This window comes from Amycolatopsis sp. cmx-4-54, from assembly GCF_046548895.1.
Lineage (GTDB): Bacteria > Actinomycetota > Actinomycetes > Mycobacteriales > Pseudonocardiaceae > Amycolatopsis.
Map to the genome: position 1 here is coordinate 305,167 of NZ_JAEBEJ010000011.1, position 12,235 is coordinate 317,401.

13 protein-coding genes are annotated in these 12,235 nt (G+C 68.3%); 6 read left to right on the forward strand and 7 right to left on the reverse strand.

What is annotated here, in order from left to right:
* On the reverse strand, window positions 1-669 hold the full coding sequence (locus ACLJQ7_RS32565) for a hypothetical protein (protein WP_410651967.1): 669 nt from the start codon (window positions 667-669) through the stop codon (window positions 1-3).
* 161 nt (window positions 670-830) lie between these two features.
* Between ACLJQ7_RS32565 and ACLJQ7_RS32570 the strand changes: the two genes are divergently transcribed.
* Both ACLJQ7_RS32570 and tatB read left to right on the forward strand, forming a co-directional pair.
* Window positions 831-2,372, forward strand: coding sequence for a S1C family serine protease (locus ACLJQ7_RS32570; RefSeq protein WP_410651968.1), 1,542 nt, complete (start codon window positions 831-833; stop codon window positions 2,370-2,372).
* Between the two features lie 54 nt (window positions 2,373-2,426).
* Window positions 2,427-2,846 (forward strand): Sec-independent protein translocase protein TatB, encoded by a 420-nt coding sequence (gene tatB, locus ACLJQ7_RS32575; RefSeq protein WP_410651969.1) that lies wholly within the window; start codon window positions 2,427-2,429, stop codon window positions 2,844-2,846.
* An 88-nt stretch (window positions 2,847-2,934) separates the two neighbouring features.
* Here tatB and ACLJQ7_RS32580 read toward each other — a convergent pair whose 3' ends face one another.
* From ACLJQ7_RS32580 to ACLJQ7_RS32595, 4 genes are read right to left on the reverse strand one after another with little or no spacing between them, the layout of a single operon-like run.
* Window positions 2,935-4,080, reverse strand: coding sequence for an Mrp/NBP35 family ATP-binding protein (locus ACLJQ7_RS32580; protein ID WP_410651970.1), 1,146 nt, complete (start codon window positions 4,078-4,080; stop codon window positions 2,935-2,937).
* A gap of 9 nt (window positions 4,081-4,089) precedes the next feature.
* Window positions 4,090-4,599, reverse strand: coding sequence for a DUF1003 domain-containing protein (locus tag ACLJQ7_RS32585; protein ID WP_410651971.1), 510 nt, complete (start codon window positions 4,597-4,599; stop codon window positions 4,090-4,092).
* Window positions 4,592-5,899, reverse strand: a complete 1,308-nt coding sequence (locus ACLJQ7_RS32590; RefSeq protein ID WP_410651972.1) for a magnesium transporter MgtE N-terminal domain-containing protein — start codon at window positions 5,897-5,899, stop codon at window positions 4,592-4,594. The genes ACLJQ7_RS32585 and ACLJQ7_RS32590 overlap by 8 nt, the downstream gene beginning before the upstream one ends.
* Window positions 5,900-5,943: 44 nt before the next feature.
* The gene (locus ACLJQ7_RS32595) at window positions 5,944-6,855 is read right to left on the reverse strand and encodes an aminoglycoside phosphotransferase family protein (protein WP_410651973.1); all 912 of its coding nucleotides are present in this window, start codon (window positions 6,853-6,855) and stop codon (window positions 5,944-5,946) included.
* Between the two features lie 88 nt (window positions 6,856-6,943).
* Here ACLJQ7_RS32595 and ACLJQ7_RS32600 point away from each other — a divergent pair, with 88 nt between their 5' ends.
* Together ACLJQ7_RS32600 and ACLJQ7_RS32605 are read left to right on the forward strand one after the other, a co-directional pair.
* A complete protein-coding gene (locus ACLJQ7_RS32600; protein ID WP_410651974.1) occupies window positions 6,944-7,774 on the forward strand; it encodes a slipin family protein in 831 nt (276 codons plus the stop codon).
* Between the two features lie 74 nt (window positions 7,775-7,848).
* A complete protein-coding gene (locus ACLJQ7_RS32605) occupies window positions 7,849-8,937 on the forward strand; it encodes a hypothetical protein (protein WP_410651975.1) in 1,089 nt (362 codons plus the stop codon).
* Window positions 8,938-8,955: 18 nt separating this feature from the next.
* On the opposite strand, the gene ACLJQ7_RS32610 is transcribed toward ACLJQ7_RS32605, so the two are convergent.
* Both ACLJQ7_RS32610 and ACLJQ7_RS32615 read right to left on the reverse strand, forming a co-directional pair.
* Window positions 8,956-9,600 carry a DUF4190 domain-containing protein gene (locus ACLJQ7_RS32610; RefSeq protein ID WP_410651976.1) on the reverse strand — a complete coding sequence of 215 codons (645 nt, stop codon included), beginning with the start codon at window positions 9,598-9,600 and terminating at the stop codon, window positions 8,956-8,958.
* Window positions 9,601-9,650: 50 nt separating this feature from the next.
* Complete coding sequence (locus tag ACLJQ7_RS32615) at window positions 9,651-10,040, reverse strand: DUF4190 domain-containing protein (RefSeq protein WP_410652031.1); 390 nt, start codon at window positions 10,038-10,040, stop codon at window positions 9,651-9,653.
* 184 nt (window positions 10,041-10,224) lie between these two features.
* On the opposite strand from ACLJQ7_RS32615, the gene ACLJQ7_RS32620 reads away from it, so the two are divergent.
* Window positions 10,225-11,421, forward strand: coding sequence for an acyl-CoA dehydrogenase family protein (locus ACLJQ7_RS32620; protein WP_410651977.1), 1,197 nt, complete (start codon window positions 10,225-10,227; stop codon window positions 11,419-11,421).
* Window positions 11,422-11,481: 60 nt separating this feature from the next.
* On the forward strand, window positions 11,482-11,997 hold the full coding sequence (locus tag ACLJQ7_RS32625) for a general stress protein (protein ID WP_410651978.1): 516 nt from the start codon (window positions 11,482-11,484) through the stop codon (window positions 11,995-11,997).
* The last annotated feature ends 238 nt before the right edge of the window (window positions 11,998-12,235 follow it).

The following is a 12,235-nucleotide window of genomic DNA, read 5'->3' on the forward strand; positions in this document are numbered from 1 at the left end:
TCAGGGTTTGACGAAGCAGATCGTCGCGCTCTTGAACTTCGTGGTCCCGTAGCTGGCGTAGGAGATGACCTCCGCCGTGCCCTCGGCGCACGGGCTGGTCACCACGCTCATCTGCGGGAAGACCTCGCTGATCTTCAGCCGCGCCGAGCCGCAGTCCTTCAGCGGCGGCGGCGTCTTGGTCTCGATATCGTCGAAACACAGGCCGACCTTGGCGTTGATCGCCAGGCACAGGGCGACGCCGTCCCCGCGCGCCCCCCTCGGGACGGCGTACTTGTAGAAGCCGTCCTTGCAGTCCCACTCACCCTTGTCGAGCCCGGTGAGGCTCACCGCGTAGGGCGCTTGCGGTGAATCGCACGGCGTATTGACCGCGTCGGCCTCCTTGCCGGAGCCGGTCAGCACGACGCAATCGCCCTCGGTGAGCGCCTTGGCCTGCTTCTCCGGTCCGACGGCCGCCTTCATCACGAAGATGAAGCCGATCCCGCCGCCGACCACGACGAGCGCGGCGACGAGCAGCAGCACTTTCACCTTGGTGGACAGCCCCTTCTTCTTGGGCGGCTGCTGCGGCCAGCCCTCCTGTTGCGGCCACTGCTGCTGGGACCACTGTTGTTGCGGCCATTGCTGGTGAGGGACGTTCTGGGGCGGAAAGGGAGCCCCCGGGTTCTCCGACATGCCCCTTAGACTGCCAGACGTGAGACACGGTTGCCTCAAGTGTCACATTTCTTGCCGGGTTCGGGGAATCAACGCGCACTTCACCGTGGTCACGGCAGAATCCCGGGTAAGGCTTGGCGTACTCTCGCGTCCGGCCAACCTGATCTCAGCCCCGGGGAATGATGACCGAGCAGCCGAACGCGAATCCGCAGCAGCCTGGTGACCCGGCGCGGGATCGGCTGGCGCCGCGCCCGCTGGCCCGGCCCGCCGTCGATCCGGCGCAGGCGGCCACGTTCGGCAGGCCGCACGGCGTCGACGGTGCCTTCGACAAGCTGTACCAGCCCGGCACGAACGGGCAGTCCGCGCCGGGCCTGAACCTCGCGCCCCCGACGCCGGAATCGCTCGCCGAGGCCTTCCGCCGCCCGCCGGGCGCCGAAGATGTCGTGCTGGAGCGGCCGCACGGCACCAACGGCTCCGCACCGTCCGCGAACGGCGCCGAAGACCCCCTCTGGAGCACGACCTCGGATCCCTGGCGCGACCCGTCGTCCGGTGCGGTGCTCGCCGGGCCCGCCGTGCACCAGGAGTCGGACGACGAGAAGGACACGAAGCGCCCGCAGGGTGCCCTGCTGAGCCTGCCGGAGGTCCTTTTCGGGCGGCGTGTGCAGACGAAGGCGCTGGCGATGCTCGCCGCGGTCGCGCTGGTCATCGGCGCCGCCGGCGGGCTGATCGGCTGGTGGTTCGCCGACACCGGCACCGAACTGACCGGGCAGGCCAGCATTTCCGAAGCCGACGCGGCCAAGGAACGGCCGGCGGGTTCGATCGCGGACATCGCCCACCGGGTGGCGCCCGCCGTGGTCTCACTCGAAGTGTTCAAACCCGGCGCCGACGCGGGCCAGCAGGGCTCCGGCGTCGTCATCGACACCCAGGGCTACGTGCTCACGAACGAACACGTGATCTCCGCCGCGACGGCCGACGCGGCCACCAAGGTCACCGCCGTGTTCTTCGACGGCAGGCGCGTCGAGGCGAAGGTCGTCGGCGCCGACCCCAAAACCGACCTCGCCGTGGTCAAGGTCGACGTCAAGAACCTGACCGCGCTGCAGGTCGGGAAGTCCTCCGAACTCGCCGTCGGCGACTCGGTGATCGCCGTCGGCTCGCCACTGGCGCTGCAGAACTCGGTCACCGCGGGCATCGTGAGCGCGCTCAACCGCCCGGTGACCGCCGGTGGCGACGGCGGCAGCGCGCCGGTGATCTACGAGGCCATCCAGACCGACGCCGCGATCAACCACGGCAACTCGGGCGGCGCGCTCGTCGACGCGACCGGTGCGCTGGTCGGCATCAACTCCGCGATCCGCTCCTCCAGTGCCGAAGGCGGCAGCATCGGCATCGGGTTCGCCATCCCCAGCGACTACGCGGTGAAGATCGCGAAAACACTCATCAAGGACGGCAAGGTCGTCCACCCCGACATCGGCATCAACGCTTCGTCGACCGTCGCGGGCTCCAGCACCATGGGCGCACAGGTCCGCAACGTCGCCCCTGGTGGCCCCGCGGCCTCCGCCGGGATCAAAGAAGGCGACGTCATCACGGAGGTCGGCGGACGGCTCGTGCGCGACTCGGCGGAGCTGCTCGTCGCGGTCCGCGCCCGCGAAGTCGGCGAAATGGTGCCTGTCCGCCTTGTCCGTGATGGGTCTTCTCTGGTCGTGGACGTGAAACTGGCCTCGGACTAGCGAGTTCGGGCGGGTACCCTGAACGGGAAGACGCCGAGGCGGAGGTTCACACGGGTGTTCGAGAGTGTCGGCTGGGGAGAGATCCTCATCATCATCGTCGCGGGTCTTTTCATCCTCGGTCCCGAACGGCTGCCCGAAGCGGCGTCCTGGGTGGCGAAGAGCGTCCGTAAGGTCCGCGACTTCGCGACCGGGGCCAAGACGCAACTGCGCGAGGAAATGGGCCCGGAGTTCGATCAGCTGCGCAAGCCGCTGGAGGACCTGCGGGGCCTGCGGAACTTCGATCCGAAGCGGGTCGTCACCCAGCACCTGTTCGACGGTGATTCGGATCCGCTGGGGATGAACAACATCAACGGCACCAACGGGACCAACGGCGCCAACGGGGCTGCCAAGCCCAACGGCTACCCGGCGACCGCTTCGCAGCCGGAGCCGCTGAAGCCGGGCGAGCGCCCGCCGGTCGACCCCGACGCCACCTGACGACCACCCCACGCATTCAGTCCTCTGGATGCGGTCCTTGCGTGTGCAAGTACCGCATCCAGAGGACTGAACGCGGAAGAAGGGGAGGTCAGCGGCCCGCGGGAGTGACGTTCAGCATCATCCCGGCCAGCCCGCGCGCCCGGACGGTCAGCTTCTTCGCCGCCTCCTTGAGCACGAGCGACGCCGGCGCGTCCGGCTCGGCCAGGACGATCGGCGTCCCCGCGTCACCGTGGGCGACCAGGCGCGGGTCCATCGGGACCTGGCCGAGCAGCGGCACGGTCGACCCGACCGACTTCGACAGCGAGTCCGCGACGGACTGCCCGCCGCCGGAGCCGAAGAGCTCCATCTTCTGACCGTCGGGCGTCTCCAGCCACGACATGTTCTCGATGACCCCGGCCACCCGCTGCCGCGTCTGCAACGCGATCGCGCCCGCGCGCTCGGCCACCTCGGCGGCCGCCTGCTGCGGCGTGGTGACGACCAGGATCTCCGCGTTCGGGATCAGCTGCGCCACCGAGATCGCGATGTCACCGGTGCCCGGCGGCAGGTCCAGCAGCAGGATGTCGAGGTCGCCCCAGAACACGTCGGCGAGGAACTGCTGCAGCGCGCGGTGCAGCATCGGCCCGCGCCACACGACGGGTTCGTTGCCGGGGGTGAACATGCCGATCGAGATGACCTTCACGCCGTGCGCCTGCGGCGGCATGATCATGGTGTCGACCTTGGTCGGCTTCTCCCGCGCGCCGAGCATCCGCGGCACCGAGTGCCCGTAGATGTCCGCGTCCACCACGCCGACGGAAAGCCCGCGTTCGGCCATCGCGGCCGCGAGGTTCACCGTCACCGAGGACTTGCCGACGCCGCCCTTGCCGGACGCGACGCAGTAGACCCGCGTCAGCGAACCGGGCTGCGCGAACGGGATCACCGGCTCCGCGGCGTCACCGCGCAGCGATTTTCGCAGCTCCGTGCGTTGCTCGTCGCTCATCACGTCGAGCTCGACCCGGACGTCGCTGACGCCGGGGAGCTTCTTGACGGCTTCGGTGGTGTCGTTGGTCAGCGTCGCCTTCAGCGGGCAGCCGGCGACCGTCAGGTAGATCCCGACGGTGACCACACCGTCCGAGCCGACCTCCACGTCCTTGACCATGCCGAGTTCGGTGATCGGTTTCTTGATCTCCGGGTCGTACACGGCCTTCAGCGCGGTGCGGACATCGTCGACGCTGGGGAGTTGCTGCGTACTGGTCACACACCCATGTTACGTACTGGTAGGGGTGCGGTCGGGTTTGGCCTTGCGCGGCTTGGCATCGAGATCCTCCCGGAGCCGGTCGAGCTCGCCCCGCAGGAAGTCCCGCGTGGCGACCTCGCCGAGCGCGATCCGCAGCGACGCCAGCTCCCGCGCGAGGTATTCGGTGTCCGCCTTCGTCTGCGCGGCGCGATTGCGGTCTTCCTCCAGGGAGACGCGGTCGCGGTCGTCCTGCCGGTTCTGCGCCAGCAGGATCAGCGGCGCGGCGTAGGCGGCCTGCGTCGAGAACGCCAGGTTCAGCAGGATGAACGGGTACGGGTCCCAGCGCAGTGAGACCGCCACCATGTTCAGCACGATCCAGACGATGACGGTCAGTGTCTGCCAGAACAGGTATTTGCCGGTGCCGAGGAACCGCGCGACCCGTTCGGTGAGCCTGCCGAAGGTGTCCGGGTCCATGTTCAGCCTGAACCGGCTCTGGCCGCGGGGCTGGTCGAGCCGCCGCCCGGAAGTCAGTTCAGGCACGTTCGGTCTCCTCGGTCTCCGCGTGGATCTCGCCGGTGATGTCGTGCAGCCCGGTCTCGCGCCAGTCCTCCGGGAGCAGATGGTCGAGCACGTCGTCGACGGTGACCGCGCCGAGCAGGTGGTCTTGGGCGTCCACCACCGGCCCGCAGGTGAGGTTGTAGGCGGCGAAGTAGCGCGTGACCTCGGACAAGGTGGCGTTCGGCCGCAGCGCCGGCAGCTGGGAGTCGATGGCGCTCGCCACCATCTCCGCGGGTGGTTCGCGCAGCAGCCGCTGGAAGTGGACGACGCCGACGAAACGCCCGGTCGGTGTCTCGGTCGGCGGACGGGAGACGAACACCATGCTCGCCAGCGCCACCGGGAGGTCCGCGTTGCGGATGTGCGCGAGCGCCTCGGCGACCGTGGCGTCCGGCGTCAGCACCACCGGCTCGGGCGTCATCAACCCGCCCGCGGTGTCGGAGGAGTACTCCAGCAGCCGCTTCACCGGTGCCGACTCCTCGGGTTCCATCAGCTCCAGGAACCGGTTCTGTTCGGCGGGCGCCAGCTCGGCCAGCAGGTCGGCGGCGTCGTCGGGGTCCATCGCTTCGAGGATGTCGGCGGCGCGTTCCTCGGCGAGGTAGGACAGCAGTTCCTTCTGGTCGTCTTCGGGAAGCTCCTCGATGACGTCGGCGAGGTGCTCGTCGTCCATCGCGTCGGCGACCTCGTGCCGTCGTTTGAGCGGCAGGTCGCGGACCGTGGCGGCGACGTCGGCCGCGCGCATGGTGTCGAACAGCATCAGCAGCTGCGCCGCGCCCTGGGTCTGGCCGGTCAGGTCGGTGAGCCCGAGCCCGGACACCTCCGCCCACGGCAGCACCTGCATCGCCGAACGCCGTCTGCCGAGGCCGAGCCTGCTCGACCGTTCCCGGATCGCGAGTTTCGCGAGCACCCAGTCCCGTGTGCGCGTCGGTTCCATGCCCGCGTCGACGACGGTGACCCGCGTGTCCGAGCCGGCGAGGGTGGCGTGCGCGTCGAACAGCTGCCCGACCACCAGCACCTCGTTGGGCCGTTGATGGAACCGCCGCATGTTCACCGATCCGGTGGCGAGCGTGACCGCGCTGGGCTCGATCGACGTCACGCGCAACATCGGCACGAACACGCGGCGCCGTGTCGTCAGCTCGACCACGATGCCCAGAATCCGCGGGGGTTGCTGATCCAGCCGCAGGCCCGCCACCAGGTCCCGCACCTTGCCGATCGATTCACCATCGGGGCCGAAAACCGGCAAACCGGCCAGCTGAGCGGCGAATACCCTGTTCACGGCTGCCATGCCCGAAGGTTATCCGCTCCCGAGGCCGGAGACGATTCGTGTGATCACCGCAATGCCCACGCGGCGATTCCGGGAACGGCGGCGTAGGCCGGGTCTTCGGCGATGGTCTCGGGCGAGGCGCCCTCGGCGAGGTCTTCGTACAGCCAGGTCCAGTTCTGCACCGCGCGGACCAGCGTCCACGCCCGCGCGCGCTCGGCGTCCACCCCGGCGGCGGCGGCGAACCACGTGATCTTTTCGTCCATTGTGGACTCGTTCGCCCGGTTCCACAGGATCGAGATCGCGCCGAATTCGAGGTCGCCCGAAAGCGGCTTCGGGTCGATCACCAGCCACGGTTCGCGTTCCCCGGCGAGGACGTTTTCGAAGTGCAGGTCTTCGTTCACCATCAGCTCACCGGCCTCGGGTCCGAGGTTCACGCAGATTTCCACGGCGGCGTCGAGGTACTTGCGATCGAACGGTTCACCCAGCTCGCTCCAGGTCTCCGGCAGTTCGGTGACCAACTCGGCGGCTTCCTCGCGCAGGGATCGCCGCAGCGTTTCGGGAGCGGGGACGGCCAGCCGTCGTGCCAGCGCTCCGACGGTCTCGACGGCCTCCCGGATCGGCTCCGTTTCGAGCGACCGGGTGGCGTCGAGCCGCTCCAGGAGCAGCACGCCGTCCTCGGGCACGTTGTCGTACAGCAAAACCGCGCCCTGACCGGCCCAGGTGGACAGTGCGAGTGGTTCGTCGTCGGATTCCTCGTGCGGCCAGCCGAGTTTGAGGATCGCGGGGGAGCCGTCCGCGCGGCGCACGGGCTGTGCGACACCGACGAAGCCGTGCATGGCCTCGCCGTCGTATTCCAGCTGCCACTTGGCGGTGTACTTCTCGGCGAGGAACGGGAGGGAATCGAGCCACTCGGCGGCTCCCGGCCCGAGGTCGGCGGCGCGGTCGAGGAACTTGGGCGGGATCTTGAAACCGGTCACGGATCCACCTTGGCAGGCTTGTCCACCGTGTTTCCCTCGTGACCCGCCGGGCGTACCGTGAACAGCGAGAACAACCCCGGGAGCAGCCATGGTGGTGGAGATTCTCAGTGCGGTCGCCGTCGCGGGCGGTGCTTGGCTCGCGACCAGCCTCCGCGTCGTGAAACAGTACGAACGCGGTCTCGTGTTCCGGTTCGGGCGGGTGCGACCCGCCATCCGGGAGCCGGGGCTCGCGCTGCTGGTGCCGATCGCGGACCGGCTGCAGAAGGTCAACATGCAGATCATCACGATGCCCATCCCCGCGCAGGACGGCATCACCCGCGACAACGTCACCGTGCGGGTGGACGCGGTCGTGTACTTCAAGGTGATCGATCCGGTGCTGGCCGCGGTCAACGTGCAGGACTACCGCTCGGCCGTCGGCCAGGTCGCGCAGACCTCGCTGCGGTCCATCATCGGCAAGAGCGACCTGGACGACCTGCTGTCGAACCGTGAACGGCTGAACGAGGGCCTGGAGCTGATGATCGACAGCCCGGCGCTGGACTGGGGCATCCACATCGACCGCGTCGAGATCAAGGACGTCGCGCTGCCGGAGTCGATGAAACGCTCGATGTCGCGCCAGGCCGAAGCCGAACGCGAACGCCGGGCGCGGGTCATCTCGGCCGACGGCGAGTTGCAGGCGTCGTACAAGCTTTCGCAGGCGGCCGCGACCATGGCCGACACCCCGGCGGCGTTGCAGCTGCGGCTGCTGGAGACCGTCGTGCAGGTCTCGGCCGAGAAGAACTCGACGCTGGTCTTGCCGTTCCCGGTGGAATTGCTGCGGTTCCTCGACGCGAACACGCCGAAGCGGGAGACGCCTGCAAAGGAGCCGGAGGTCTCAGAGGGCAACGGTCAGGTGGCGCCGGCGCCCAGGGAGGGCAGCTGAGCGCATGAAGAAGCCCCAGGCGCTTGCATCAGAGGCGACACTGGGGCGTTCGTCACTGACGGTAGCATCTTCGGGTGCCGTCCGTCGAGACCGAAGAGCCCATGGTCTGGAATCTGCTGTCCGAACCCCGGATGGCTCCCTACCTCGAGGCAGCGTCGGGGGACAAGGTCGCGGCCCTGCGGTTGTACGAATGGAGCGCGCGAACATCCTCCGCCGCTTTCGAGGTCGTCGGCCATCTCGAGGTGCTCCTTCGTAACGCTCTGGATCGGTGTCTTCGCGAGCATTTCCGAGAGGACCAGTGCGGCATCCCGTGGTTCTTGCTGCCGACTCCCGGCGGGGACAATGTGGCGGAGGCCGTGGCCACCGTGCGGGAGCGGCTGCGTCCCCAGCGAAAGGAAACCCGGCACCAGATCATCGCCGGATTGAGCTTCGGGTTCTGGTCAGGTCTGCTCGGCCCCAAGTACGAGGAGCTCTGGCGCGATTGTCTTCATCGCGCCTTCCCGCACTCGTCGGGAAAGCGAAAGGAGGTCGCCGTCGCGGTCGAGCGGGTCCGCAAGTTCCGGAACCGGCTCGCGCACCACGACTCGACGATCAACGTCGACATACCCTTCGAGCTTCGCCAGATCTTCGACCTGGCCGCGTACATCGACAAGGATGCCGCGCGCTGGCTGAAGCGGTGCAGCGGACTGATGACCGTCTACGCGCAGCGACCGGTCACGATCGACGACACCGTCGTCGTTTCGGCGAAGCACGCTTGGCCGTTGTACGAGACCTGCTCCGCTTACGTGTGCCAATCCGGGCGGGCGTTCCGGCCGATCGAGCGTGTGGCGTTCTACGCGGACCGTGAGGTCAAGCTCGATGTACCCGCCGTGCTTCACCGCCGGGACAACGTCGAGTGGTCTCCGGAAGAGGCAGCGCGGCTCGGTGCTTCGGAGGATCGCTTCGACCGTAAGATCGCGAAGGTCATCGAGACGTCGGACGATACCTGGACGGATGGCCGCTATCAGGTCTTCCTGCTGACCGGTCCAGGACATCCCGACCACCGGCAGCTGCGGCAGGCACTGCCTCATCTCGGCACCGGACGAGGCTCGGCTTTCGTGCAGCGGCAGCGATATGTCTCCCTGCACTCCTTGGAGAACGCGGTGACGACGGCCGACCTCTAGGCCGCCCGGACGACGCCGCTACTCGAGCTCGCCGTTCACCCCGAGAATGATCATCGTGCCGATGAAACCGACGTACAACGCGATCACGACGTAGGCGATGATCACCGCCGCGAGCGCCATGCCGCGCCCGCCCGCCTCGCCGCGGTTCGCCCTCGCCAGCCCGATGTGCCCCAGGATCAGCCCGACGATCACCGTCACACAGGAGCAGATCCCGACGAGCGAGCACACCAGTCCGGCGATCGCCATCCCGTTGTCCTGCGACCGCGGGGGAGCGACCGCCGCGTACGGGTTGTACGGCTGCGGCGGCGGGTACGCGGCGGGCAACGGCGCGGGCGCGTACATAGGCGGGGCCAGCGGCTCCGGCGTCGCGTAGGGCGACGGCACTGGCTCGGCGGTCAGCGGGTCGATGGCCTGCCCGCACGTCTCGACCGGAACCGGAACCGAAGCCGGCTCGGGAGCCGGATCCGTCGCGGAAGCCGAAGGCGGCTCGAACGGAGCGGGCGGCTCGAACGGCGGGGGCGGGGTGAAGGGTTCCGGCGGTTGAAAGGGCTGCGGGCCTGACACGGTTTCGGACGCCGAAGACGCCGAAGTCGGGTCCGAGAAGGTGTTCGAGTCGGTATAGGACGACGTCGACGGTGTGTCCTGCGGGTCGGAACTGCTCATCCGGTTGGCCCCCTGGTTCGTGCGGGACACCACCGTATCCTCCGGACGGGTCACGACACGTTCGCGGCTCCGATCGCGAACACGACGAAAACGAACCACAGGATGACCGGGATCAGCCAGAGCGCGGTGACGACGTACCCGACGATCATGCCCGCCTGTGCCATGCCCTGGCCGCCCGCTTCGCCGCGTTTGGCCTTCGAGAGCGCGATGTGCCCGAAGATGATCCCGAGGATCGCCGGGAAGCACATGACCAGCCCGATCAGCGAGCACACCAGCGACGCCACCGCCATACCCTGGTCCGGCGGCCGCACGTAGGGCTGCTGGACATAGGGCTGCTGGACGTAGTACTGCTGAGACGGCGGCTGATACGGCTGGAGGCCGTAGGGCTGCTGGAACTGCCCGGACGGCTGCTGCCCGTACGGGTCGTGCGGATTCGTCATGCTGGTCCCCTCGTAGACGAGGACCGTATCGCTGGCGAACGTCGCGAGTGTCATGCCTTCGCGAAGATCCCGGCCACGGATGGCGTACGCGTGACTGCGCTCATAGCGGGGTCTTTCCGCAGGCGTCATACTCACCGGTAACCCAGCGCCGGGAGCCCGGCGCGCGCGAATTTAGGGAGCAGCGATGGCTCGCCTCGCCCAGACCGCCGGCTTGACCGACGTGCAGTCCGAAATCCTGGCCACGGTCCGCCAGTTCGTGGACAAGGAGGTCATCCCGCGCGCGCAGGAGCTCGAGCATTCCGACACCTATCCCACCGACATCGTCGAGGGGATGAAGGAGATGGGCCTGTTCGGGCTCACCATCCCGGAGGAGTACGGCGGTCTCGGCGAATCGCTGCTGACCTACGCGCTCGTGGTCGAGGAGATCGCGCGCGGCTGGATGAGCGTCTCCGGTGTCATCAACACGCATTTCATCGTGGCGCACATGATCTCCCGTCACGGGACGCCGGAGCAGAAGCAGCACTTTCTGCCCCGCATGGCGACCGGTGAGGTCCGCGGTTCGTTCTCCATGTCCGAGCCCGACCTCGGCTCCGACGTCGCCGCGATCAAGACCCGTGCCCGCAAGACCGACGACGGTTACGTCATCGACGGTTCGAAGATGTGGCTGACCAACGGCGGCAGCTCCAACCTGATCGCGCTGCTGGTCAAGACCGACGAAGGCGCCGAGAAGGCCCACCAGAACCTGACCACGTTCCTGGTCGAGAAGCCCGAGGGGTTCGGCGAGGTCGCTCCCGGCCTCACCATCCCCGGCAAGATCGACAAGATGGGCTACAAGGGCGTCGACACCACCGAGGCCGTGTTCGACGGCTACGAGATCGGTGCCGACAAGGTCCTCGGCGAAGCGCCGGGCAAGGGCTTCGCGTACATGATGGACGGTGTCGAGGTCGGCCGCGTCAACGTCGCCGCCCGCGCCTGCGGGATCGCGATCCGCGCGTTCGAGCTCGCCGTCGAGTACGCCCAGCAGCGCAAGACCTTCGGCAAGGCCATCGCCGAGCATCAGGCGGTCGCGTTCAAACTCGCCGAGATGGCCACCAAGGTCGAGGCCGCGCACCTGATGATGGTCAACGCCGCCCGTCTCAAGGACTCCGGCGAGCGCAACGACGTCGAGGCAGGCATGGCGAAGCTGATCGCCAGCGAGTACTGCGCCGAGGTCACCCAGGACTCCTTCCGCATCCACGGCGGCTACGGCTACTCCAAGGAGTACGAGATCGAACGCCTCATGCGCGAGGCGCCGTTCCTGCTCATCGGAGAAGGCACCAGCGAGATCCAGAAGACCATCATCAGCCGGGGCCTGCTCCGCGAGTACAAGTCCCGCTCCTGAACGTTCGCGCCTTTCGCCCGTCCTTGAGAAGATGGACCAGGACGGGCGAGAGGTGATCACGTGACTGCTCCCTTTGGCGGAAGCGGCCGGGCCGCGGGCGGGCTGCCCAGGCTGCCGACACCGCCTTCCGGCTGGCCGATCGGTTCCTACGCGACGTACGGCGAAGCCCAGCAAGCCGTCGGTTTCCTCGCGGAGAGGGAGTTCGGGGTCTCCGACGTGACCATCGTCGGCGTCGACCTGATGCTCGTCGAGCGCGTCGTCGGGCGGCTGAGCTGGGGCCGGGTGCTGGGGACGGGCGCGGTGTCCGGCGCGTGGTTCGGCCTGATCATCGGGTTGCTGCTGGGCATGTTCAACAACCAGGGGTTCGCCTGGCAGCCCATGATCGGCGGGCTCGTGCTCGGCATCCTGGCGTGGACGGTCTTCGCGGCGATCAGCTACAGCATGTCCCGCCGCGACTTCTCCTCCGCGAGCCAGCTGGTCGCCGGCCGCTACGACGTGCTCTGCCAGCCGCGTTCGGCCGAACAGGGGCGTGAGCTCCTCGCCCAGCTCGCCTTGGGCGGCCGCCCCACCGGGTGACACGGGGCCGGACCACTGACATTCGGCGGTACTGGTTCACCTCTTCGCCGTGCGGTCCGCTGAATCGTTACCGATACTGCTTGCGGGCGGTGATCGCCCGGAATAGGTTGCACAACACCAGTCGGGCGGTCGCGTACTCCAGCGTGTCCGCCCGAGCACTAGCACGTCGGGGTGCTGGCGCGCGGGCTTCTCCAACGCGTCCTAGTGCCGCCGCTCCCGGCCGTGCGCGGGTGAGGAG

Bases quoted from the DNA above. Each gene is read 5' to 3' on its own strand.
- ACLJQ7_RS32620 (WP_410651977.1), top strand. From the start codon at position 10,225: ATGGCTCGCCTCGCCCAGACCGCCGGCTTGACCGACGTGCAGTCCGAA.
- ACLJQ7_RS32565 (WP_410651967.1), bottom strand. From the start codon at position 669: ATGTCGGAGAACCCGGGGGCTCCCTTTCCGCCCCAGAACGTCCCTCAC.
- ACLJQ7_RS32600 (WP_410651974.1), top strand. From the start codon at position 6,944: ATGGTGGTGGAGATTCTCAGTGCGGTCGCCGTCGCGGGCGGTGCTTGG.
- ACLJQ7_RS32570 (WP_410651968.1), top strand. From the start codon at position 831: ATGACCGAGCAGCCGAACGCGAATCCGCAGCAGCCTGGTGACCCGGCG.
- ACLJQ7_RS32615 (WP_410652031.1), bottom strand. From the start codon at position 10,040: ATGACGAATCCGCACGACCCGTACGGGCAGCAGCCGTCCGGGCAGTTC.
- ACLJQ7_RS32590 (WP_410651972.1), bottom strand. From the start codon at position 5,899: ATGGCAGCCGTGAACAGGGTATTCGCCGCTCAGCTGGCCGGTTTGCCG.
- ACLJQ7_RS32610 (WP_410651976.1), bottom strand. From the start codon at position 9,600: ATGAGCAGTTCCGACCCGCAGGACACACCGTCGACGTCGTCCTATACC.